The sequence below is a fragment of the Mesorhizobium sp. M0991 genome, assembly GCF_040318915.1.
Taxonomy (GTDB): Bacteria; Pseudomonadota; Alphaproteobacteria; order Rhizobiales; family Rhizobiaceae; genus Mesorhizobium.
The window spans coordinates 23,463-44,163 of record NZ_JAMYNE010000012.1 but is presented as its reverse complement, the minus strand read 5'-3'; the positions used below and the strand labels follow the sequence as shown (position 1 = coordinate 44,163).

Annotated in this window: 22 protein-coding genes; 18 read left to right on the top strand and 4 right to left on the bottom strand. The window is 63.2% G+C overall.

All coding sequences use genetic code 11. The annotated features are described in order from the left end of the window. Position 1: 1 nt before the first annotated feature. Both NKH70_RS18545 and NKH70_RS18540 read right to left on the bottom strand, forming a co-directional pair. Entirely contained in the window at positions 2-649 is a 648-nt protein-coding gene (locus NKH70_RS18545) for a thiamine phosphate synthase (RefSeq protein ID WP_352909893.1), read from the bottom strand. Positions 650-824: 175 nt separating this feature from the next. Next, complete coding sequence (locus NKH70_RS18540) at positions 825-1,709, bottom strand: DMT family transporter (RefSeq protein WP_352909895.1); 885 nt, start codon at positions 1,707-1,709, stop codon at positions 825-827. Between the two features lie 133 nt (positions 1,710-1,842). Here NKH70_RS18540 and NKH70_RS18535 point away from each other — a divergent pair, with 133 nt between their 5' ends. Together NKH70_RS18535 and NKH70_RS18530 are read left to right on the top strand one after the other, a co-directional pair. Continuing rightward, positions 1,843-2,292 (top strand): Lrp/AsnC family transcriptional regulator, encoded by a 450-nt coding sequence (locus NKH70_RS18535; protein WP_352909896.1) that lies wholly within the window; start codon positions 1,843-1,845, stop codon positions 2,290-2,292. 95 nt (positions 2,293-2,387) lie between these two features. Further along, entirely contained in the window at positions 2,388-3,158 is a 771-nt protein-coding gene (locus NKH70_RS18530; RefSeq protein WP_352909898.1) for a sulfite exporter TauE/SafE family protein, read from the top strand. A gap of 40 nt (positions 3,159-3,198) precedes the next feature. Here NKH70_RS18530 and NKH70_RS18525 read toward each other — a convergent pair whose 3' ends face one another. After that, entirely contained in the window at positions 3,199-3,750 is a 552-nt protein-coding gene (locus NKH70_RS18525; RefSeq protein ID WP_352465696.1) for a DUF2269 family protein, read from the bottom strand. Positions 3,751-4,332: 582 nt separating this feature from the next. Here NKH70_RS18525 and rcdA point away from each other — a divergent pair. From rcdA to ftsH, 16 genes are all read left to right on the top strand, one after another. After that, positions 4,333-4,860, top strand: a complete 528-nt coding sequence (gene rcdA, locus NKH70_RS18520; RefSeq protein ID WP_352909901.1) for a protease adaptor protein RcdA — start codon at positions 4,333-4,335, stop codon at positions 4,858-4,860. Between the two features lie 320 nt (positions 4,861-5,180). Beyond that, on the top strand, positions 5,181-5,693 hold the full coding sequence (ruvC, locus tag NKH70_RS18515; protein ID WP_023678004.1) for a crossover junction endodeoxyribonuclease RuvC: 513 nt from the start codon (positions 5,181-5,183) through the stop codon (positions 5,691-5,693). Between the two features lie 56 nt (positions 5,694-5,749). Continuing rightward, complete coding sequence (locus tag NKH70_RS18510) at positions 5,750-6,019, top strand: AbrB/MazE/SpoVT family DNA-binding domain-containing protein (protein WP_352909903.1); 270 nt, start codon at positions 5,750-5,752, stop codon at positions 6,017-6,019. Beyond that, a complete protein-coding gene (locus NKH70_RS18505; RefSeq protein WP_352909905.1) occupies positions 5,997-6,419 on the top strand; it encodes a type II toxin-antitoxin system VapC family toxin in 423 nt (140 codons plus the stop codon). Before NKH70_RS18510 ends, NKH70_RS18505 begins: the two co-directional genes overlap by 23 nt. Positions 6,420-6,432: 13 nt before the next feature. Beyond that, positions 6,433-7,053, top strand: coding sequence for a Holliday junction branch migration protein RuvA (gene ruvA / locus NKH70_RS18500; RefSeq protein WP_352522865.1), 621 nt, complete (start codon positions 6,433-6,435; stop codon positions 7,051-7,053). 40 nt (positions 7,054-7,093) lie between these two features. Next, positions 7,094-7,378, top strand: coding sequence for an AbrB/MazE/SpoVT family DNA-binding domain-containing protein (locus NKH70_RS18495; RefSeq protein ID WP_352909906.1), 285 nt, complete (start codon positions 7,094-7,096; stop codon positions 7,376-7,378). Between the two features lie 46 nt (positions 7,379-7,424). Beyond that, positions 7,425-8,465, top strand: coding sequence for a Holliday junction branch migration DNA helicase RuvB (ruvB, locus tag NKH70_RS18490; RefSeq protein WP_023719611.1), 1,041 nt, complete (start codon positions 7,425-7,427; stop codon positions 8,463-8,465). A 125-nt stretch (positions 8,466-8,590) separates the two neighbouring features. After that, positions 8,591-9,061, top strand: coding sequence for a tol-pal system-associated acyl-CoA thioesterase (gene ybgC, locus NKH70_RS18485; RefSeq protein ID WP_352909908.1), 471 nt, complete (start codon positions 8,591-8,593; stop codon positions 9,059-9,061). Positions 9,062-9,355: 294 nt separating this feature from the next. Then, on the top strand, positions 9,356-10,066 hold the full coding sequence (gene tolQ, locus NKH70_RS18480; RefSeq protein WP_352489260.1) for a protein TolQ: 711 nt from the start codon (positions 9,356-9,358) through the stop codon (positions 10,064-10,066). 9 nt (positions 10,067-10,075) lie between these two features. Further along, the gene (gene tolR / locus NKH70_RS18475) at positions 10,076-10,534 is read left to right on the top strand and encodes a protein TolR (protein ID WP_352909911.1); all 459 of its coding nucleotides are present in this window, start codon (positions 10,076-10,078) and stop codon (positions 10,532-10,534) included. Between the two features lie 7 nt (positions 10,535-10,541). Beyond that, positions 10,542-11,699, top strand: coding sequence for a cell envelope integrity protein TolA (gene tolA, locus NKH70_RS18470; RefSeq protein WP_352909914.1), 1,158 nt, complete (start codon positions 10,542-10,544; stop codon positions 11,697-11,699). A 67-nt stretch (positions 11,700-11,766) separates the two neighbouring features. Further along, positions 11,767-13,050 carry a Tol-Pal system beta propeller repeat protein TolB gene (tolB, locus tag NKH70_RS18465; protein WP_502895839.1) on the top strand — a complete coding sequence of 428 codons (1,284 nt, stop codon included), beginning with the start codon at positions 11,767-11,769 and terminating at the stop codon, positions 13,048-13,050. A 298-nt stretch (positions 13,051-13,348) separates the two neighbouring features. Further along, a complete protein-coding gene (gene pal / locus NKH70_RS18460) occupies positions 13,349-13,855 on the top strand; it encodes a peptidoglycan-associated lipoprotein Pal (RefSeq protein ID WP_023677992.1) in 507 nt (168 codons plus the stop codon). A 188-nt stretch (positions 13,856-14,043) separates the two neighbouring features. Further along, positions 14,044-15,150 (top strand): tol-pal system protein YbgF, encoded by a 1,107-nt coding sequence (ybgF, locus tag NKH70_RS18455; protein ID WP_352909917.1) that lies wholly within the window; start codon positions 14,044-14,046, stop codon positions 15,148-15,150. 54 nt (positions 15,151-15,204) lie between these two features. Further along, positions 15,205-16,677: a tRNA lysidine(34) synthetase TilS gene (gene tilS, locus NKH70_RS18450; protein ID WP_352909919.1), complete on the top strand. Its 1,473-nt coding sequence runs from the start codon at positions 15,205-15,207 to the stop codon at positions 16,675-16,677. Between the two features lie 105 nt (positions 16,678-16,782). Further along, positions 16,783-18,708, top strand: coding sequence for an ATP-dependent zinc metalloprotease FtsH (gene ftsH, locus NKH70_RS18445; protein ID WP_352517047.1), 1,926 nt, complete (start codon positions 16,783-16,785; stop codon positions 18,706-18,708). A 710-nt stretch (positions 18,709-19,418) separates the two neighbouring features. Here ftsH and NKH70_RS18440 read toward each other — a convergent pair. Continuing rightward, the gene (locus NKH70_RS18440) at positions 19,419-20,081 is read right to left on the bottom strand and encodes a hypothetical protein (RefSeq protein ID WP_502908375.1); all 663 of its coding nucleotides are present in this window, start codon (positions 20,079-20,081) and stop codon (positions 19,419-19,421) included. Between the last annotated feature and the right edge of the window lie 620 nt (positions 20,082-20,701).

The window sequence follows — 20,701 nt, the reverse complement described above, 5'->3', positions numbered from 1 at the left end:
GTCAGTCCTCGAAGCGCGGCGCGGTTTCGTCGAGCAGCGCGTTGGCGGCGGCGACCGCCATCTTCGGATCGGCGCCGTCGGCGAAGACGGCGCTGGACAGCGCCACGAATTCGGCGCCGGTGGCGGCGACCGCTTCCACCGAGGCAAGATCGGATCCGGCCATGACGATGCAAGGGATCTGGATCACGTCCGCCCACCATTGCCCGAGCGACAGGTTGCGGGGGTGCGGCTCAGGCTTGTTGTCGTAACCGAAGCGGCCGAAGAAAATGTAATCAGGCCTGACCTCGCCGAGTTCCAGCGCATCGTCGCGGGTCTTGGCGCCGCCGGTGCCGACCATCATCCTGGCCTGGAAGTGTTCGATCGTTTCAGCGAGCTCGTCCTTGCCGACCTCGACATGGATGCCATCGGCCTGGACGCGGCCGGCGATGCGGGTGTCGCCAGCAATGATGACGGCAATGCCGGCCGCTTGCGCCACCGGCACGATCTGTTCGGCAAAGGCCTGGAAGGCGGCCTCGTCCATACCGTTTTCCGGCAGGATGAGCGAGGCGACGTCACCGCCGTCGAAGGCCGCGGCGATGCGCTCGGCAGGCACGTTCGGCGGCGCGATCAGCACGATACGGCAGCGGTTGGGCGGCGTTGCGTCATTCATTGAATTCGATCCCGGTTATCGCCTATGCCGGGCGAAGATGGTTGCATTGCGGCATAGAGCAAAGTGCGGGGATTGAACAGGCGGCAGGGGGATCACGATTGCCGTCAACATTCTATCGGGGCTCGGCGTATGGCTGCCGCTGGCCGAAATTCTCCTCGCCTGGCCGCTTGCGGCCCTACGCAGGCACCTTCGATTTCCACAGCGACCAGCCGAGATTCATGCCGGCAGCGGCGACCAGGATCGCGGCGCCGCCGACGATCTGCGCCGGATGCAGCCGATGGCCGAAGGCGACGACGTCGACGAGGATGGCGACGACGGGGTAGATGAAGGACAGCGATCCCTGCAGATGCGTCGGCAGCTTCTGGATGGCGCCGTACATGAGGATGTACATCAGACCGGTATGGACGATGCCGAGCGTCGCCAGCATTACCCAGCTCCGCGCATCGACGGGAAGGTGGGTGAGATTGGCGAAGGGTGCCAGCATGACGACGCCGATGCAGACCTGGATCAGGGCGATCAGGTGCGGCGGCGTGCCTTTGAGTTTCTTGGTGACGATAGCCGCAACGGCCCAGAAGAAAGCCGCGGCCAGCGCCATCGCAATGCCGGTAAAGTAATCCGTACCATGATCGCCTGCATCGGGCGCGGCCTGCACGATCAGCAGCATGCCGGCGAAGGCGATGCCGAGCCAGGTCAGCTTGGTCATCGTCAGCCGTTCGGAGAAGAAGAGCGCGCCAAACCCGACCAGCATGAAGGGCTGCGTGTTGTAGACAGCCGTGGCGATCGAGATCGAGGCACGCGAAAACGCGCTGAACAGCAGCAGCCAGTTGATAACGATGGCAGCACCGCCGAGAGCCGCGATCGCGACGATGCGAAGCGACAGCCTGCCGCGCAGCAGTCCCAGCGCCGTGCAGATGACCAGCAGCGTTACCGCACCGAAGGCGCAGCGCCAGAACACCACGTCCATGATGGGCTGGCCGGAAAGGACGACGAACCAGCCGATCGTGCCGAGGATCGCCATCGCCGCCGTCATTTCGATCGTGCCGCGTACCGTATTGTCCATGGATGCTCCCGAAACTCTGTTGAGATTTTATAATCCCATGGCGGATCGGGCCTTTCCATGACTTGTTGCCGGTGATATGCAGAACCAACCTCATTAAATTAGGTAAACATCGGCTTTTTCTTGGAATTGTAAAATGCTGGACGAGCTCGACAGAAAGCTCCTCGATATCCTGGTCAAGGATTCACGGACTTCGCTGAAGGAACTGGCGCTGCAGGTCGGGTTGTCGTCGCCAAGCGTTTCGGAGCGGCTTCGGCGGCTTGAGGATCGCGGCGTCATCCGCGCTTTCACCATCGATATCGATCCGCAAGCGCTCGGCTACGCCTTGCAGGCGATCGTTCGCATCCGGCCATTGCCGGGCAAGCTGCACATCGTCCAGAAGCTGATCGAGGAAATCCCGGAATTCGGCGAATGCGACAAGGTGACGGGCGATGACTGCTTCGTTGCCCGGCTGTTCGTCCGCTCGATCGGCGAGCTCGACGGGGTTCTCGACCGCATCGCCGACAAGGCCGAAACCAGCACCGCCATCATCAAGGCGCAGCCGATCCGGAGACGCCCGCCGCCGCTCGACATGCCAAACATGTGACGGGTTTCGGTGGCCTGGCCCACATATTTGCGGTCGCGGTCTGGCCATTTCTGGTCTATTCCAGAGTTCAGCTTTCCCTCCAGCGTCCCTTCCCCATGTCAGGTCTGCTCGTCGATCCCTGGTTCTATGCCGCGGCCATTCCGGCCGTCATCCTCGTCGGCCTGTCGAAAGGCGGCTTCGGCGGCGCCGTCGGCTTTGTCGGCGTGCCATTGATGGCGCTGACCATGCCGCCGGTTCAGGCTGCCGCAATCCTTTTGCCAATTCTGTGCCTGATGGACATTGTCTCGGTGTGGACATGGTGGGGCATCTTCGACCGCAAGATGCTGGCCGACATGATGCCGGGTGCCGTGATCGGCATTGCCCTTGGCTGGCTGACGGCGGCACTTGTAACCGAAGAGATGGTGCGGCTGATCGTCGGCGCGGTTGCCTTGATCTTCGTGCTGCGCTGGCTCTATTTGCAACTCCGCCACGGTGCCGGCCACGCGGCGGAGCCCAACCGCGTCGCCGCCGGCTGCTGGGGTACTGTTGCCGGGTTCACCAGCTTCGTCGCCCATGTCGGCGGACCGCCTTTTCAGGTCTACGCCTTGCCGATCAGGCTCGATCCGAAGGTGCTGTCGGGCACCGCGGCGATCTTTTTCGCCGTTACCAATGCGCTGAAGCTCATCCCTTATTTCGCGCTCGGCCAGTTCGACACCACCAATTTGACCGCGTCGGCGGTGCTGATGCCACTGGCGCCGCTGTCGACAATCGCCGGCGCCTGGCTGGTGCGGCGGATGCGGCCGGAGCTGTTCTATCCCTTTACCTATGCGACCGTGGCGGTCGTCGCGGTCAAGCTTCTGTGGGACGGCATAGCCGGCCTTCTGTAAGACGGCGGCCCCTGTCGGCCGCCGCCGGATCCCTTAAGCCTCAGGCGGCACTCGGCAGCAGCGGCCGCGTCCTGCCAAGCGCGAGCGCGGCGCCGGTAGCCAGCACGAACGCCATGCAGCCAAGAATGGTGATGTCGTGCAGCGTCGGCTTCAGCACCATGTCCGCGATGATCACCAGCATCACCGAATAGTCGAAGCGCGCGGCATTGAGGACGCGCTGGCCCTGGGCAAGCACTGCCGGCGTCACGCCATCCTTGGCGATCATGCCCGCCATGCGGTCGGCCGTCGGCTTGAATACGAACATGCCGATGCAGAAGGTCGTCGCATAACCGGCAAGGCCGATCAGCACCCACAGATCGGAAAAGCCGACCCAGAAGCCGCACATGATGAGACCGAAGAGCAATGTCAGCATCGACATCGGCGCGAAGAACCGGTTGCCGAGCTCGCCGGTGGCGCGCATCGCCTGCAGCATGCCTTCGACGTTTCCAGCGCGGTCGGCGCGTACCGCGAGCAGCATCAGCGTGAAGCCGCCGCCGACCCAGAGGATCGCCGAGACGATGTGCAGAAATTTAACGGCCGAGTACCAGTCCATTGTTCGCTCCTTGAGAGATTTTGATGATTGCCGGAGCGCAAGGTTTTGCTCCGCCTCGTTGCGAGGAACGGGCGTTTAGCGCGGCGCCTGTTTCGGAACGATGTCGCTCGCAGGGCCGTTTTGTTTCGGTATCTCGGTCACCATCTGGAGGAAACCATTGCGCAAGCGCGTCGCTCCCACTTTCCAGCCGGTGGTGTGAACGGCGCCGTAGCCAGTCAGCTGTGCTGTTACGGCACAGATGCTGGGCGCTTGATCGAAAAATATGCCCTGCGTTAAGGGTTCGTTAAGCTTTACAGGCGTTTACTATGTCCATCCAGTGATCTGGATTCTTACCGAGTGGTTGGAGCCACTTTGTTTGACGCCTCCCTGTTAAACTCCTGAGAGCCGCCTTATCCGCGGCTCTTTTTTTGTGCGCCGGCATGGGCGTCCTTCCGGCTAAATGCGGCCGTTAACCGTTTGTTAAACATGTGCTTGCCTTCGCTGGCAGCGAAGCGCATTTTCAAGCTTCAGTCGTTTAGGCTGCCGAATGTGGCAGCCACGAGCCGAATCGGCCGGCTGTCAGGCAAGTGCAGGGGCGTAGCGATGAACGAGCCTTCGAAGGCGAGCGCGAAAACCATCAAGCTGGCGGAGCGCCGGGTTTTCTCCCAATCCTTCAAGCCGCTCTATCAGGAAGGCATGGGCCTGGTCGAGCAGGCGGCCGAATATCTCGACGGCAAGGGCCGCGCCGAGGCCAAGAAGCTGTCGAGGCTGGCGGCGACGCTTTATGCGGCCGAATCGATGCGGCTGACCACCAGGCTGATGCAGGTCGCCTCGTGGCTGCTTTTGCAGCGGGCGGCGAATTCCGGCGAGATGACCCGCGATCAGGTGGCTTCCGAAAAATCCAAGGTGCGTCTCGACACCGCCTCCGCGCACGAGGAGGCGCCCGGCTGGGCCGAGCTGCCGACGGATTTCGTCGACCTCGTCAACCGCTCGCTGCGCCTTCAGGCGCTGGTGCGCCGCATGGACGAGGAGATCTATGGCGGCCTCGCCGAGGTGCCGCCGTCGAGCCGTCGCGTCAATCCGGTCTCAGACCAGATCACGCTGCTGAACACGGCTTTCGCCCGCGGCTGACAGGCCGCTTGATAATTCTACTCTGACGGACACCTGGCGCGGTTCTCTGCGCTTACCTGCAGCGCCGCGCGTCCTTTGGACGCGCAAAGGACGCTGCAGCACTTTGATTACGCATGATCTTAACCGGAAAATCGAACCCGATTTTCGGGATCATGCGTGGGCTCACGGACCAAATGTCCGCTCCGCTTCGGTTCCCGAAAACCACGCCATCTGTCTCGTCAGAGCGAACTCTCAAACAGCCTGCGGGACGTAGCCAGACCTCGTTTCTGGTTTGTTCACATTTCGCTGGCATCGCTGTCCGCCGAAGGTAGACTTGGCGGATGGGGGAAGCGATTCGCATCATCGGCATCGATCCGGGGCTGAGGCGCACCGGCTGGGGCATCGTCGAGAGCCTCGGCAATTCGCTGCGCTTCGTCGCCTCCGGCACGGTACGGTCCGATGACAAGGCCGCGCTGGCGGTGCGTCTTTGCCAGTTGCATGACGGGCTCGCCGAGATCCTGCATGCCGCGATGCCGCACGAGGCGGCGGTCGAGCAAACTTTCGTCAACAAGGACGCCGCTGCGACGCTGAAACTCGGCCAGGCACGCGGCATCGCCATGCTGGTGCCGGCGCGTGCCGGCCTTGTCGTTGCCGAATATGCGCCAAACGCCGTCAAAAAGGCGGTGATCGGCGTCGGCCATGGCGACAAGAAGCAGATCCACATGATGGTCAAGGTGCTGATGCCGAAGGCGACTTTCGACAGCGATGACGCCGCCGACGCGCTGGCTATCGCCATCTGTCACGCGCATCACCGGCAGAGCATCGCCTACAGGATGGCGGCGCTGGCCGGATAAGTTTGTTCTTGACTTGTTCTCCGGCTGATAATAAGTAATACCGACGAGGTATTACCATGCGCGTTACCACCAAGGGCCAAGTGACCATCCCGAAGGAAATACGGGATCATCTGGGTATCGGCCCGGGCTCGGAGGTGGAGTTCGTCCCCACCGAGGACGGGGCTCGTGTCATAGCCGTCGACGAAAACATGTCGGAGGAGGAAGCCGCGCGCAGATTCAGCCAGATGCTCGGCCGTATGGCCGGTACGCTGGATCTGGGGGGCATGACGACGGACGAATATATGGAATGGCTGAGGGGCCCACGTGAAGACCTCGACATTGATTGACACAGATGTCCTGATCGACGTTTGGGGTCCTGCCGGACGGGAGAAGAAGTGGTCGGCGTCGGCAATCACCGCATGCCGGCGCGACGGCGCGCTTGTCATCAACACAATCGTCTGGTCCGAACTCGCGCCGCTGATTGCAACGGAGCAGGCCCTTCGCCAAGCAGCCGACATGCTCAAGATCGAGCGTGAATTCCTGCCGTGGGAAGCAGCCTTCCTCGCTGGTGTCACGCACTCGCGCTATCGCCGCGCCGGCGGCATTCGCGAACGAACCTTGCCGGATTTCTTTATCGGCGCCCACGCAGTCATTGCGGGACATCGGCTACTGACGCGCGATGCCGCGCGCTATCGCAGCTACTTCCCGGACCTCGATATCATCTCTCCGGAAACCCACCCGGCATGATCGGCAAGCTCAAATGATCGGCAAGCTAAAAGGCACGCTGGACGAGATCGACGAGGATTTCTGCATCGTCGACGTGCATGGCGTCGGCTACGTCGCCTATTGCTCGGCGCGCACGCTTGCCGCATTGCCGCCGCCCGGCGAGGCGGTGGTGTTGTTCATCGAGACCTATGTGCGCGAGGATATGCTGCGGCTCTATGGGTTCCAGTCGGTGCTGGAGCGCGAGTGGTTCCGGCTGTTGATGAACAATGTGCAAGGCGTCGGCGCCAAGGTGGCGCTGGCTATCCTGTCGACGCTGGCGCCGGCCGATCTCGCCAATGCGATTGCGCTGCGCGACATCGCCATGGTCAGCCGCGCGCCCGGCGTCGGCAAGAAGGTGGCCGAGCGCATCGTCACCGAGCTGAAGAACAAGGCGCCGGCCTATGCGGGCACTGCCTCGGGCACCATCGGCCTGAAGCAGGAGCTCGGCGAAGGCGTTGCCTCGGCGCCGATCACCGATGCCGTCTCGGCGCTGGTCAATCTCGGCTATTCGCGCGACACCGCCGCCAATGCGGTGGCGGCGGCGCTGAAGACGGCAGGCGAGGAGGCGGACGCATCGAAGCTGATCCGCTTCGGGCTGAAGGAGCTGGCACGGTGAGACGTTGCCCGACAAATAAATTCCGACTAGGAACAAGAGCATGGTCGGATATGCGGGCTTGACCTCCAGGGGGCAGCTTACGATTCCAAAGAAAGTCCGGTACGAGTTGTCGCTCAAGTCAGGCGATATTATTGCCTGGACGGTCGTGGATGGTCTCCTGATAGGAACGCCGCGCAATCTCGAATTTGCCGACCTCGCTGGATTTCTAGGTGATCCACCTGACGGGCCCGTTACGCTGGAACAGATCGACGCGGTGGTAAGAGATGCAGTAGGCCGCCATGTTGTTGGCGAGCAGCAAGACGCCGAACGAGAGGGTGCCGTGTGACCTTGATCCGTGTCGATACGAACTTTTTCCTTCGAGCGGTATGCGCATGAGTCTTTCGCCACGCCTCATTGCTCCCGACAAACGCGGCGAGGACGCCGAGCAGACCTTGCGGCCGCAGACGCTCGGCGACTTCGTCGGCCAGGCGGCGGTGCGGGCCAATCTCAAAGTGTTCATCGAAGCCGCCAAGGGGCGCAGCGAAGCGCTCGACCATGTGCTGTTCGTTGGCCCGCCCGGCCTCGGCAAGACGACGCTGGCGCAAATCATGGCGCGCGAGCTCGGCGTCAATTTCCGCTCGACCTCGGGCCCGGTCATCGCCAAGGCCGGCGATCTCGCAGCGCTGCTCACCAACCTCGAAGACCGCGACGTGCTGTTCATCGACGAGATCCACCGGCTCAACCCGGCGGTCGAGGAAATCCTCTATCCGGCGATGGAGGATTTCCAGCTCGACCTGATCATCGGCGAGGGGCCGGCGGCGCGTTCGGTCAAGATCGACCTGGCCCGCTTCACCCTCGTCGCCGCCACCACCCGGCTCGGCCTGTTGACCAACCCGCTGCGCGACCGCTTCGGCATCCCGGTCAGGCTCAATTTCTACTCGGTCGAGGAATTGGAACAGATCGTGCGGCGCGGCGCCCGCATCCTTGCCATGCCGCTCGGCGACGACGGTGCTTTGGAGATCGCCCGGCGGGCGCGCGGCACGCCGCGCATCGCCGGCCGGCTGTTGCGCCGGGTGCGCGACTTTGCCAGCGTTGCCGGCGACGGCCATGTCGACCGCAAGATCGCCGACGAGGCGCTGACGCGGCTCGAGGTCGACGGGCTCGGCCTCGACGCACTCGACCGCCGCTATCTGTCGATGATCGCCCGGAATTTCGGCGGCGGGCCGGTCGGCATCGAAACCATCGCCGCCGGGCTTTCCGAACCACGCGATGCCATCGAGGACATCATCGAGCCCTTTCTGATCCAGCAAGGCTTCATCATGCGCACCCCGCGCGGCCGCGTGCTGGCGGCCAATGCCTGGCGGCATCTCGGCCTCGACGCGCCGAAGGACCTGGCGCAGCAGCAGATCAGCCTGTTCCAGGAAGAGCCGTAAGTTCCGCTGCTTATGGCTTCGGTGCTGGCAGTTCCCGGCCCCGCCCTCCAGGTCTTGATCATCGCCGGTCTATGCGCAAAACAGGTGTTGCTTAAAACAGGGCCCGTCGGGCCAAAAGGACAGCAATGGACGATCATGGTGAATCGGCCTTGTCCGCCGGGCTTTCCGGCGCGCTGACGGAATTCGGCCATCGATTGATGGCGCGGGTCTATTATGCAGACACCGATTTTTCCGGCGTCGTCTACCACGCGCGCTATCTCGAATTCTTCGAGCGCGGCCGTTCCGACTATCTGCGGCTGGCCGGCGTCCACCACACCGAGCTTGCCGACGGCAAGCATGGCGAGAGAATAGTCTGGGTGGTGCGGCGCATGGAGATCGACTTCCGCGGTTCGGCCCGCATGGACGACATCCTGACCATCGATACGCGCACCGACGAGATTTCCGGTGCGCGCATCGTCATGGCGCAGCAGTTGAAACGCGGCAGCGAGGTGCTGGTCGAGGCGCGGGTCGAAGCGGCGATCGTTGGCGAGAACGGCCGGCCGCGGCGCTTTCCCAAGGATTGGGTGGCAGCCTTCATGCCCAGAACGCGCAAATAAAGGTTCAGAGGCAACGATCCCGAGCTCCCGGTCGGGGCCAGGATCGCCGGGCGGCTCGTCGGGGCGCGGCAATGCGCCGCGCTGTACGTCCTAACCCATCCTTAACCATAACGGTCCATGAAGGGATTGGTTAAGATTGGGAGAATCCAAGCGCCTTCCTTTCACCAATATTTGCCCCGAAAAGGCCGCCAACGGTGCATTTGGGGTTATTCCGCCAGCCTAACGCGAACGGATCACAAGGGATGCCCATGGGCCAGCCGCCAGCCACGCCCGGAAAATCTTTAAGGACGTAACATGGAAAACATCGCTCTCGCCGACCCGGGCGCGCATTTATCGATTTGGGCCTTGTTCATGCAGGCCGGTTGGGTGGTCAAGCTGGTCATGATAGGGCTGCTCTGCGCCTCGATCTGGACCTGGGCGATCATCGTCGACAAGCTCGTCGCCTATGCCCGCATGCGGCTGGCGCTCAATCGCTTCGAACAGGTGTTCTGGTCGGGACAGTCGCTGGAAGAACTTTACCGCACGCTCGCCGACCGCAAGACGACCGGCATGAGCGCGATCTTCGTCGCCGCCATGCGCGAATGGAAGAAGAGCTTCGAGAAGGGCGCGAAATCGCCGCTCGGCCTGCAGACCCGCATCGACAAGGCGATGGATCTGGCGTTGACCCGCGAGATGGAAAAGCTTGAAGGGCGGCTCGGCTTCCTCGCCACCACCGGCTCGGCGGCGCCGTTCATCGGCCTGTTCGGCACCGTGATCGGCATCATGACCTCGTTCCAGGCGATCGCCGCCTCGAAGAATACCAGCCTGTCGGTGGTCGCGCCCGGCATCGCCGAAGCGCTGCTGGCGACGGCCATCGGCCTGCTCGCCGCCATCCCGGCCGTCATCGCCTATAACAAGCTGTCGTCGGACGCGAGCAAGATCGCGGTGCGCATGGAAGGGTTCGCGGATGAGTTCTCCGCCATACTCTCGCGCCAAATCGATGAAAAAGTCGCGCAGAAGGCCTGAGGAACGATCATGGGAATGTCCGTAAGCGCAGGTGGCGGAGGACGCGGCGGGCGCGGCCACAGGCGGCGCGGCCGCCATCACGCCTTGATATCGGAGATCAACGTCACGCCGATGGTCGACGTCATGCTGGTGCTGCTGATCATCTTCATGGTCGCGGCGCCGTTGCTGACGGTCGGCGTGCCGATCGACCTGCCGGATACCCAGGCCAAAGCGATGAACGCCGATACGCAGCCTATAACCGTGTCCATCAACTCGGCCGGTCAGATCTACCTCCAGGAAACCGAGATCCCGATCGAGGAGCTGGTGGCAAAGCTGCAGGCGATCTCGAAGACCGGCTATGACGAGCGCATTTTCATCAGAGGTGACAAATCTACCGACTACGGCATGGCCATGAAGGTGATGGCTCGTATCTCGGCCGCCGGCTACAAGAATATCGGCCTGGTTTCACTGCAGGAACAGGATCAATAGACGCAAGATGAGGACCGGCCTCACCACATCGGTGATCTTGCATACGGTGGCGATTGCCTTCGGGCTGTTCACGTTGTCCTCGCCGCCCGCGATGCCTGCGTCCGATGCGGAATCGGTGTCGGTCGAGATCGTGCCGATGGAAGCGACGGCACAGGTCCTGCAAGGCGACAAGAAGGCTGTGATGCACGACAAGCCGGCGCCGCTACCGACGCAGCGTCCCGACATCGTTCCAGACGCCCAGAAAATCGGCGATAACAGCGTCGACACCGACAAGCCGCCGACACCGGAGCCCAAGCCCCAGCCGGTCGATATGACGGCGGCTCCGCCACCCGCGCCGACGCCGGTCGAAAAGCCCAAGCCCGAGGACGTGCCGAAGCCGAAGGAAGAGCCGAAGCCTATTCCCGCTACGGAGGTAGCGCCGGTGCCGCAGCCGAAGGAAGAGGTCAAGCCCGAGCCTGTCAAGCAGACCGAGCCCAAGCCGACGCTGGCCAAGGAGCCGACGCCCACGCCGCCGCAGGACAAGACTGCAGCGATCGAGCCGCAGCCCGAGGTCAAGCCGGATGCCGTCGCCGAGGCGATTGCCAAGCAACCGCCAACCGAGGAGGCGCAGCTTCCGGACTCGGCCCCGGCACCTGAGGCTCGGCCGAAGCCGCAGCCGGTCCAGGCAGAAAGCGCCAAGGCACCGGAGCGCAAGGACGCCGACAAGCCGGTCAAGGAAGCCTCCTCCAAGCCGAAATCGGACGACAAGCAATTCAACGCCGACGAGATTTCGGCTCTGCTCGACAAGCGGAAGCCGGCCGGGGGCGGCGCCAAGCGCTCGACCCAGCAGGCATCGCTCGGCGGCGAGAAGGATCAGGGCCAGAAGCTTTCGAAATCGGAGCAGGGGGCATTGGAGGCCCAGCTTGGTGGTTGCTGGACACTTCCGGCAGGGCTCGAGGGTTCGGAGAATTTCGTCGTCGTGGTCCGGTTCAATCTGGACGCCTCCGGCAAGTTGGATGGCCGGCCGAGCGTTGAAAAGTCGAGCGGAAACCGCCCGTTTGACGAAAGTGCAGTGCGCGCGGTTCAGAAATGCGATGTGGCCGGCTTGCAAGTTCCCGCGGGCAAGCAAGACATCTGGTCCGACGTTCGGGTCACTTTCGACCCCAGGGAGATGCTCGGCCTTTAGGCCCGGCGCCCACAGAGTCAGCGAAGAGAAGCGAGAAGACATGAAATCCATCCTCAAGCCGCTCCTGATGATCGTAGCGATGGCGCTGGGCATGACTGCCGCCGCCACCCTGCCGGCGCGGGCGCTCGTTGAGCTCAACGTCAACAAGGGCAATGTCGAGCCGTTGCCGATCGCCATCACCGACTTCCAGGGCGGCGATGCGCTCGGCGCCGAGATTTCCGGCATCGTCAGTGCCGACCTGAAACGCTCCGGCCTGTTCGCGCCGATCGACAAAAGCGCTTTCATTGAAAAGATCTCGAACCCGGATGCCACGCCGCGCTTCGAAGACTGGAAGGTGATCAATGCGCAGGCGCTGGTCACCGGCAGTGTCGGAAAGGAGGCTGACGGCCGTGTCCGCGCCCAGTACCGGCTGTGGGACACCTTTGCCGGCCAGCAGATGTCGGGGGAACAGTTCTTCGCCAACGACGCCAATACCAGGCGCGTCGCCCATATCATCGCCGACGCCATCTATGAGCGGCTGACCGGCGAGAAGGGCTATTTCGACACGCGCGTCGTCTTCATCGACGAGTCCGGTGCCAAGAATGCGCGCAAGAAGCGGCTTGCCATCATGGACCAGGACGGCGCCAACGTCCGCTATCTCTCGAACGGCAAATCGATCGTGCTGACGCCGCGCTTCTCGCCGAACCGGCAGGAAATCACCTACATGTCCTATGAGAGCGGTCAGCCGCGGGTGTACCTTTTGCAGATCGAGACGGGGCAGCGCGAGCTGGTCGGCAATTTCCCCGGCATGACCTTTGCGCCGCGCTTTTCGCCGGACGGCCAGAAAGTAATCATGAGCCTGCTGCGCGATGACGGCAATTCCAACATCTTCGCCATGGACCTGAGAAGCCGCTCGACGACCAGGCTTACCAATTCGACCGCCATCGACACCTCACCGTCCTACTCGCCTGACGGCAGCAAGGTGGTGTTCACCTCGGATCGCGGCGGCCGCGCGCAGATCTATGTAATGGGCGCCGACGGCTCGGGCCAGACCCGCATCTCGTTCGGCGACGGCGTCTATTCGACGCCGGTGTGGTCGCCGCGCGGCGATCTCATCGCCTTCACCAAGCAGACCGGCGGCGAATTCCAGATCGGCGTCATGCGCACCGACGGTTCGGGTGAGCGCATCCTGTCCACCGGCTTTCAGCAGGAGGGGCCGACCTGGGCGCCCAACGGCCGGGTGCTGATGTTCTTCCGCGATTCCAATGGCGGACCAAAACTTGTTTCGGTCGATCTCACCGGCCGCAACGAACAGTCGATCCCGACGGCGAACTTCGCCTCGGATCCGGCCTGGTCGCCGCTGCTCGAATAGTTCCGGGCAAGGATGTTCAATTCGAGCATCCTTTGCTCCCAGTTGCACGTCGGCAACGGTGGCCGAAAAGCGCCGTTTCCGGCCTTGTTTTCACCCGATGGTCGCGTTTTGGCCGCATTTCCGCCTACGGTCCGCGCTCATTGTGTAGCCTTGGATGACCCGTCGGGGCGCCCCCTGCAACGAAGGCTGCGGACGGCAGCCGAAACCAAATTTTAACCGTGTTTCTTGAGCGTCGGTTAACCCAAACGTGGTTACTGGACGATCAATGAAATCACTCGAATTGCGAAGGAGAGGCGGCATGGGCCGTATCGCAGCACTTACCACAAACCCGGTCATGATCGCGCTCGTCGCGATGCTCGCGATCACCGGTTGCGCCTCGAAGAAGACGCCGAACAGCGCCGCCGATCTCGGCCTAAACGGCGCTGGCGCGGCAACGCCCGGGTCGGCCCAGGACTTTACCGTCAACATCGGCGACCGCATCTTCTTCGATACCGATTCGTCCTCGATCCGCGCCGATGCGCAGACGACGCTGTCGCGCCAGGCGCAGTGGCTGAACCAGTACAAGCAGTATGCCATCGTCATCGAAGGCCATGCCGACGAGCGCGGCACGCGCGAATACAATCTGGCGCTCGGCGCCCGCCGTGCTGCTGCCACCCGAGACTTCCTGGTCGCCAAGGGCGTTTCGGCGCAGCGCCTGAAGACCATTTCTTACGGCAAGGAGCGTCCGGTCGCGGTTTGCGACGACATCTCCTGCTGGTCGCAGAACCGCCGCGCCGTAACCACGCTGGGCGGCGCCGGTTCTTGATCGGCATTAATGCAACACTTGGTGCGAAAGGCGGCCAAAGGGCCGCCTTTTTCATATCTGCTCGCTCCAAACAAAATTTGGCCGAAGTCTCACGTCCTGTTAAGAGCCGAGAGCGTCTGGCTAGTCCCCAGTTGGCTGGTCTACTTCGAGTGAGAGGCGCGCAACAATGGTTTCACGGCGAGAGGCACATGCATTTCAGATCGGTCTTGAGCGGCACGCTTGCGCTGCTGCTCGTATCAAGTATCTCGGCAGTTGCTGACGGGGCAAGCGGCACCGGGCAGTCATCGGAAAGCGGTTTTTCCTTCCATCTGCCGACGATCAAACTGCCCGGCATTTTCGGCGAAAAGAAAAAGCCGGATCAGGTTCAATTCGCGCAACAGGATGGCACCGGCACTCCGGCGCTGGAGGAACAGCTCCGGCAGATGAACGGCAAGATCGAGGAACTCAATTTCCAGGTCCTGCAGATGCAGGAGCAGATCCGCAAGCAGCAGGAAGACAACGAATTCCGCTTCCAGCAGCTGGAAGGCGGTCAAGGCGCGCAGCAGCCGGCCGAGCAGAAGAAGTCCGAGGCCGGACCCAGCAGCGACAGCCCCAACAGCGACAGCAACGTGGCAGAGGCGCCGGCAACGCAGGCTCCGGCTGCTGCGGACACGCCGCCAGCCGGCGACAAGAGCGTCGAGGACGTCATCATCGAATCGCCGAGCGGCGATCCCGGCAAGCTGATCCCCGGCGCGCCGCCCAAGACGTTCGGCACGATCACCGTCGACAAAAACGGCAATGTCGTCGAAGCCGGCGGCAATGCGCAGGCGAACGCGCCGGACCAGAATACGGCCCCAGCCAACGGCGCCAGCGCAGCCGGCAACAAGGCCGGTAAATCCGATGATACGGTGGTCGCGGCACTCCCCTCGACCAACGATCCGGAGGAGCTTTACCGAAACTCCTACCAGTTCATCCTGTCGGGCGACTACAGCACCGCCGAACAGGGTTTCCGCGACCATATCGCTCGTTTTCCCCGGGACGCCAAGGCGGCGGACGCGCATTACTGGCTTGGTGAATCGCTGCTCGGCCAGCAGAAATACCGCGATGCGGCCGAGATTTTCCTCGCTGCCAGCAAGGACTATCCCAAGGCCAAGAAGGCGCCCGACATGCTGTTGAAGCTCGGCGTTTCACTGGTCGGGCTGAAACAGCGCGACGTGGCCTGTGCCACCTTCAGCGAGATCGGCAAGCGCTACCCCGATATTTCCGGCGCGCTCAAGGAGCGGGTCAAGCAGGAAAGGGCGCTCGCGGCGTGCTAGTTTTTCCGTTGCATGTCGTTGCCCCAAAACCGGGCCCACTTTTGGGCGACATGCATGACGCTCGACACCGAGCCTGACCTTTCGGATTTTTCGCGGATCGACTTTTCCAACGGCGCTGTTGCGGCCGTGTCCGGCGGCAGCGACTCGACCGCCCTTCTCCTCCTCCTCAAAGCCCATCTCGACCGTACCGCGCCGGCAACGAAATTGCTGGCGGTGACGATCGATCACCAATTGCGACCGCAAGCGGCAGCGGAAGCGCAAGCCGTGGCCAGGCTGTGCGCAGCACGCGGCATTGCCCATCGCATCCTCGCCTGGTCGGGGCACAAACCATCGACCGGCCTGCCCGCCGCCGCGCGCGAGGCGCGCTACCGGCTGCTCGCCGAGGCCGCCGAAGCGGCAGGCATCGGCCTGATCCTGACGGGGCACACCGCCGACGACCAGGCCGAGACCGTGCTGATGCGGCAAGCGCGTAACGAGTGGGCACGTGACGAGTGGGCACGTGACGAGCGGGCAAGTGATGGAGGGCCAAGTGAAGAAGGGCGAGGCGACGACGGGCCGCGCGATGAAGGGCGGGGCCTTGCCGGCATGGCGCCGGCAACCCTCTACGAGTGGCGGCACTGGATCGTGCGGCCGCTGCTCGGCATAAGGCGTGCTGAGCTGCGCGAATTCCTGCGGCGTGAACAGGTCGCCTGGATCGAAGATCCGACCAATGCCGACACCGCTTTCGAGCGGCCGCGCGTCCGCGCAGCACTTGTTGAAGGCGACGATGCGCCTCGCATGGCTGAAACGATGGCGCTGGCCAGAAAGGCGGCGGTCGAGCGTGAGCAGCTGGGACACCGCGCGGCCATGCTGATCCGCAGCTTGGCCTCCAGGCCGGCCGCCGGCCTCGTCCGCCTCGATCGGGATTTTGCGATGGAAGGCGACAGCCGGGCGGCCATTTATGCGCTGCGCATTCTGCTGGCGGCGATCGGCGGCACCGCCTTCCTTCCCGACCAGGCCCGCAGCGAAGCCCTTTTCGGCCGGCTCCGCACCGGGCCGCTTTGTGCCACATTGTCGCGGACCGTGATCGATGCCCGGCGTACCGGTACCTTTCTGCATCGCGAATTGCGCGATCTGCCGCCCACTGTTGCGCTTTCCGACAATGCCCTTTGGGACGGCCGCAGACGGATCACATTGGGCGACAGTTCAGGTGCATTGTTGATCGCACCGCTGTTGGTGGCACCGCTCGGGGCGGCTCTTGCCGCAAAGCGGGCAATTGCCGGGCGTGGCACGCCGGCAAGCCTTGTACGTGCCGCCTTGGCCGCTGAGCCGGCGCTATGGCGGGATGGCGAATGCCTTGGTTTGCCTGGCGAAGGTCCGATGCCGGCGGCTGTCGCCGCATATCCGGCAGTCGCGCCCTTCGCCCGTTTCCTGCCGTCTTTCGATCTGGCGCCGGCCGATGCCGTCGCCGCCTTGCTTGGCGCGGCGCCGGTTCCAGCCTCGCCATTCGGCGGCCACAGTGCCGGCCTACCACGGGCGAAAGCTTAACCGAGACCTGCTGTTATGCTTGGCAAGGGGAGACGCTCTCCCTATGTTAGGGCCAAGTTTCCTCTCACGACGCGTGTCCGCCCAGCGGCGCCAACGGGACAATTGATGAATCCGAATTATCGCAACCTCGCGCTCTGGGCGATCATAGCGGTCCTGCTCATCGCTCTCTTCAATCTTTTCCAGACGCCGCAGACGCGTGGAGCCTCGAGCGATGTCCCCTATTCGCAGTTCCTGCAGGAAGTCGCGGCGGGACGGATCAAGTCGGTGACCATTGCCGGCGCTCGTATCTCCGGCAACTACACTGACAGTTCCAACGGCTTCCAGACCTATTCTCCTGGGGACCCGTCGCTGGTTTCGCGGCTGCAAGACAAGAACGTCACCATCAATGCGCGTCCTGAATCCGACGGCTCCAATTCGCTGTTCGGCACCCTGATCTCCTGGCTGCCGATGATCCTCATCCTCGGCGTCTGGATATTCTTCATGCGCCAGATGCAGTCCGGTTCCGGCCGCGCCATGGGCTTCGGCAAGTCGAAGGCCAAGCTTTTGACCGAAGCGCACGGCCGCGTCACCTTCCAGGACGTCGCCGGCGTCGACGAAGCCAAGGAAGATCTGGAAGAGATCGTCGAGTTCCTGCGCGACCCGCAGAAATTCCAGCGGCTCGGCGGCAAGATCCCGCGCGGCGTGCTGCTCGTCGGTCCTCCCGGAACCGGCAAGACGCTGCTCGCCCGCTCGGTCGCCGGTGAAGCCAACGTGCCGTTCTTCACCATTTCGGGCTCGGACTTTGTCGAGATGTTCGTCGGCGTCGGCGCAAGCCGCGTTCGCGACATGTTCGACCAGGCCAAGAAGAACGCGCCTTGCATCATCTTCATCGACGAAATCGACGCGGTCGGCCGCCATCGCGGTGCCGGCCTCGGCGGCGGCAATGACGAGCGCGAGCAGACGCTGAACCAGCTGCTGGTCGAGATGGATGGCTTCGAATCCAACGAAAGCATCATCCTGATCGCCGCTACCAACCGGCCCGACGTGCTCGATCCGGCGCTGCTGAGGCCGGGCCGCTTCGACCGCCAGGTGGTGGTGCCGAACCCCGACATCGTCGGCCGCGAGAAGATCCTGAAAGTGCATGTGCGCAACGTGCCGCTGGCGCCCAATGTCGACCTCAAGGTGATCGCGCGCGGCACGCCGGGCTTTTCCGGCGCCGACCTGATGAACCTGGTCAACGAGTCCGCACTGATGGCGGCGCGGCGCAACAAGCGCCTCGTCACCATGGCCGAATTCGAGGACGCCAAGGACAAGATCATGATGGGCGCCGAGCGCCGCTCGTCGGCGATGACGCAGGCCGAGAAGGAGCTGACCGCCTATCACGAGGCCGGTCACGCCATCCTGGCGCTCAACGTGCCGTCGGCCGATCCGCTGCACAAGGCGACCATCATCCCGCGCGGCCGGGCACTCGGCATGGTCATGCAGCTGCCGGAAGGCGACCGCTATTCGATGAGCTACAAATACATGATCTCGCGCCTCGCCATCATGATGGGCGGCCGTGTCGCCGAGGAGTTCAAATTCGGCAAGGAGAACATCACCTCCGGCGCCTCCTCCGATATCGAGCAGGCGACCAAGCTGGCGCGCGCCATGGTGACGCGCTGGGGCTTCTCCGACAAGCTCGGCCATGTCGCCTATGGCGACAACCAGGAGGAGGTGTTCCTCGGCCATTCGGTGGCGCGCACGCAGAACATCTCGGAAGAGACGGCGCAGATCATCGACGCCGAAGTGCGCCGGCTGATCGACGAGGCCTATTCGACGGCAAGGTCCGTCCTGACCAAGAAAAAGAAGGAATGGATCGCGCTGGCGCAAGGCCTACTCGAATACGAGACGCTGTCCGGCGAGGAGATCAAGCAGTTGATCGCCGGCAATAAGCCCGCACGCGACCTTGGCGACGACACACCGCCGAGCCGCGGCTCGGCCGTGCCGAAGTCCGGCCGCCGCAAGAAAGGCCCCGAGCCCGAAGGCGGCATGGAACCCCAGCCGTCAAGCTAGGCTCCGGCCCAGGACAGATCGACTTCGAAGCGCCGCGGCTCTAACCGCGGCGTTTTCTTTTGGGGAATGCGACACGACAATCGCATTTGGATTGTTGCGAAGATGGACCCCCACCCTAAACCTCCCCACAAGGGGGAGGGAATGCTGCCGCGCGCCTTTCCTTCCTCTTTGGCGCCGAAAGGCAGGCAATCTGCCCGAGGTTAGCGCCAACGGAAGTCTCCCTCCCCCTTGTGGGGAGGGGTTAGGGGTGGGGGTCCATCGTAGAGTGAAAGCCTCGGCTTTCCAACCCGCGATAGCCCGCCCCTCGTGGGGAGATGCCAGGTGGTTCGCCCAGAGAGGGGCGCGAAGGAATGGGCCTTCTATCGTCCTCGTTGACAATTTCGGGAAGATCGACAAAGCGCGCTGGAGGATGAAGTTCGTATTTTTGCCGACGGCGCCACATTTTGTTCTTGCTTTGTGCCGGCAGCTGTGCTACTAATTTGGCTATGGTGTCAATTGGCGCCGCCGACCCGCCCGCCGAGGCGGGTTTTTTGTTTCCGGCTGTGAGGGGTTCCGGTGTTGCCGAGATCGATGCCGGCGAGACAGAGGGAGCGAAGGAACGCGACCTGACAGTTGGTTCGACCTCGGAAGGCCCTTGCACTTGTTCGGCAATAAAAAAAAGCCCGCGAACCTTGCGGCTCGCGGGCTCCTATCGTCGAATGATGCCGCGGTCAGCTCTTCAGCTTGGCGTTGCAGAGGCTGTAGAAGCCGCCGCCTTTCTGGATCCACCTGAGGCCGCCCAGCGTGTTGGCGTCCTTGTTGGCGTAATAGAGGTCGAGGCAGGTGTGCATGCGGCCCTTGGCCGGGGTCTCGGTTGCGTACTTCTTGGAGATCGCCGTCGGGAATTTCACGCCCTGGGGGGCGGTGATGGTCGGCGGTTGCGGATCGCCGGTGTACTTGGCATCGGGAGCCGGCAGGGTGTTGTCGTCGGCTGCGCCGGCGCCGCATTGGCTCTTGCGGAAGTCGTTCCACTTCATGCCGTTCAGCGTGTTGCCGGCCTTGGCAGCCTGATATTTGGCGCTGCAATCCGCCATGCTGAGGCCTTTGCCGGTATCGGTCGCGGCAGCTGTCGTCGCCTTGGCAGGTGCCGCGGCAGGTTGTGCCGCTGCAGTTGCACCGGCGGCGCATTCACTCTTGCGGAAATCGTTCCATTTCATGCCGTTGAGCGTGCCGGCAGCCTTGGCGGCCTGGTATTTGGTGCTGCATTCCTTGGCCGTCAGCCCAGGCGCAGCGTCGTCGGCGGCGGCTGCCGCAGCCTTGGTCGCGGCGGCGGGTTGTGCGGCTGCAGTGGCGCCGGCGGCGCATTCGGTCTTGCGGAAATCGTTCCACTTCATGCCGTTCAGCGTGCCGGCGGCTTTTGCCGCCTGGTATTTGGTGCTGCACTCCTTCGCCGTCAGGCCAGGCGCCGCATCGTCGCCGGCGGCTGCCTTGGTGGTGTCGGCGGCCTTGGCCGTGGCTTTGGCTGGGGCGGGATCGGTCGTAGCGGCGGTGGCATCGGTGCCGCATTGGGCCTTGCGGAACTGGTTCCAGTTCTGCCCGCCAAGCGTTCCCGCATCCTTGGCCGCGTTATACTTGGTGCTGCACTCGGCCATGGTCAGCGCATTGGCAGGCGCCGCCAGGAATAAGGTCGCGACGGCAAGACCCGTCAAAGTGGCAAGTCGGTGGATGAGCATGCGTTTTCTCCCTATGGCGGTTCATGATATGTCCCAGTGCAGCAATAGCGCTCAACGGCTGGTTGCGCCAGATGCTAAGTAGCGTAGAGACAATTTAGAGGTGCATTCTTTTCTTTAAGGTGATGAATTCGTTGCCGGGACTGTCTCCCAGCCAAGTTCGTCCGGGTGCATTGCACGGAGAGCGCGCATTTGGCTGGTTCCCAGCGAAGACACTGCGTCGCATGACAGCCAGTCAAATCGGCGGGTGCGGCGGACCTGAGCCTACCTCTGTCTGGAGCAGC

Excerpts from the sequence above, each read along its gene's own strand:
- NKH70_RS18545 (WP_352909893.1), bottom strand. The coding sequence starts at position 649 with ATGAATGACGCAACGCCGCCCAACCGCTGCCGTATCGTGCTGATCGCG.
- NKH70_RS18540 (WP_352909895.1), bottom strand. The coding sequence starts at position 1,709 with ATGGACAATACGGTACGCGGCACGATCGAAATGACGGCGGCGATGGCG.
- NKH70_RS18535 (WP_352909896.1), top strand. The coding sequence starts at position 1,843 with ATGCTGGACGAGCTCGACAGAAAGCTCCTCGATATCCTGGTCAAGGAT.
- NKH70_RS18530 (WP_352909898.1), top strand. The coding sequence starts at position 2,388 with ATGTCAGGTCTGCTCGTCGATCCCTGGTTCTATGCCGCGGCCATTCCG.
- NKH70_RS18525 (WP_352465696.1), bottom strand. The coding sequence starts at position 3,750 with ATGGACTGGTACTCGGCCGTTAAATTTCTGCACATCGTCTCGGCGATC.
- rcdA (WP_352909901.1), top strand. The coding sequence starts at position 4,333 with ATGAACGAGCCTTCGAAGGCGAGCGCGAAAACCATCAAGCTGGCGGAG.
- ruvC (WP_023678004.1), top strand. The coding sequence starts at position 5,181 with ATGGGGGAAGCGATTCGCATCATCGGCATCGATCCGGGGCTGAGGCGC.
- NKH70_RS18510 (WP_352909903.1), top strand. The coding sequence starts at position 5,750 with ATGCGCGTTACCACCAAGGGCCAAGTGACCATCCCGAAGGAAATACGG.
- ruvA (WP_352522865.1), top strand. The coding sequence starts at position 6,433 with ATGATCGGCAAGCTAAAAGGCACGCTGGACGAGATCGACGAGGATTTC.
- NKH70_RS18495 (WP_352909906.1), top strand. The coding sequence starts at position 7,094 with ATGGTCGGATATGCGGGCTTGACCTCCAGGGGGCAGCTTACGATTCCA.
- ruvB (WP_023719611.1), top strand. The coding sequence starts at position 7,425 with ATGAGTCTTTCGCCACGCCTCATTGCTCCCGACAAACGCGGCGAGGAC.
- ybgC (WP_352909908.1), top strand. The coding sequence starts at position 8,591 with ATGGACGATCATGGTGAATCGGCCTTGTCCGCCGGGCTTTCCGGCGCG.
- tolQ (WP_352489260.1), top strand. The coding sequence starts at position 9,356 with ATGGAAAACATCGCTCTCGCCGACCCGGGCGCGCATTTATCGATTTGG.
- tolR (WP_352909911.1), top strand. The coding sequence starts at position 10,076 with ATGGGAATGTCCGTAAGCGCAGGTGGCGGAGGACGCGGCGGGCGCGGC.
- tolA (WP_352909914.1), top strand. The coding sequence starts at position 10,542 with ATGAGGACCGGCCTCACCACATCGGTGATCTTGCATACGGTGGCGATT.
- tolB (WP_502895839.1), top strand. The coding sequence starts at position 11,767 with ATGATCGTAGCGATGGCGCTGGGCATGACTGCCGCCGCCACCCTGCCG.
- pal (WP_023677992.1), top strand. The coding sequence starts at position 13,349 with ATGGGCCGTATCGCAGCACTTACCACAAACCCGGTCATGATCGCGCTC.
- ybgF (WP_352909917.1), top strand. The coding sequence starts at position 14,044 with ATGCATTTCAGATCGGTCTTGAGCGGCACGCTTGCGCTGCTGCTCGTA.
- tilS (WP_352909919.1), top strand. The coding sequence starts at position 15,205 with ATGACGCTCGACACCGAGCCTGACCTTTCGGATTTTTCGCGGATCGAC.
- ftsH (WP_352517047.1), top strand. The coding sequence starts at position 16,783 with ATGAATCCGAATTATCGCAACCTCGCGCTCTGGGCGATCATAGCGGTC.
- NKH70_RS18440 (WP_502908375.1), bottom strand. The coding sequence starts at position 20,081 with ATGAAGTGGAACGATTTCCGCAAGACCGAATGCGCCGCCGGCGCCACT.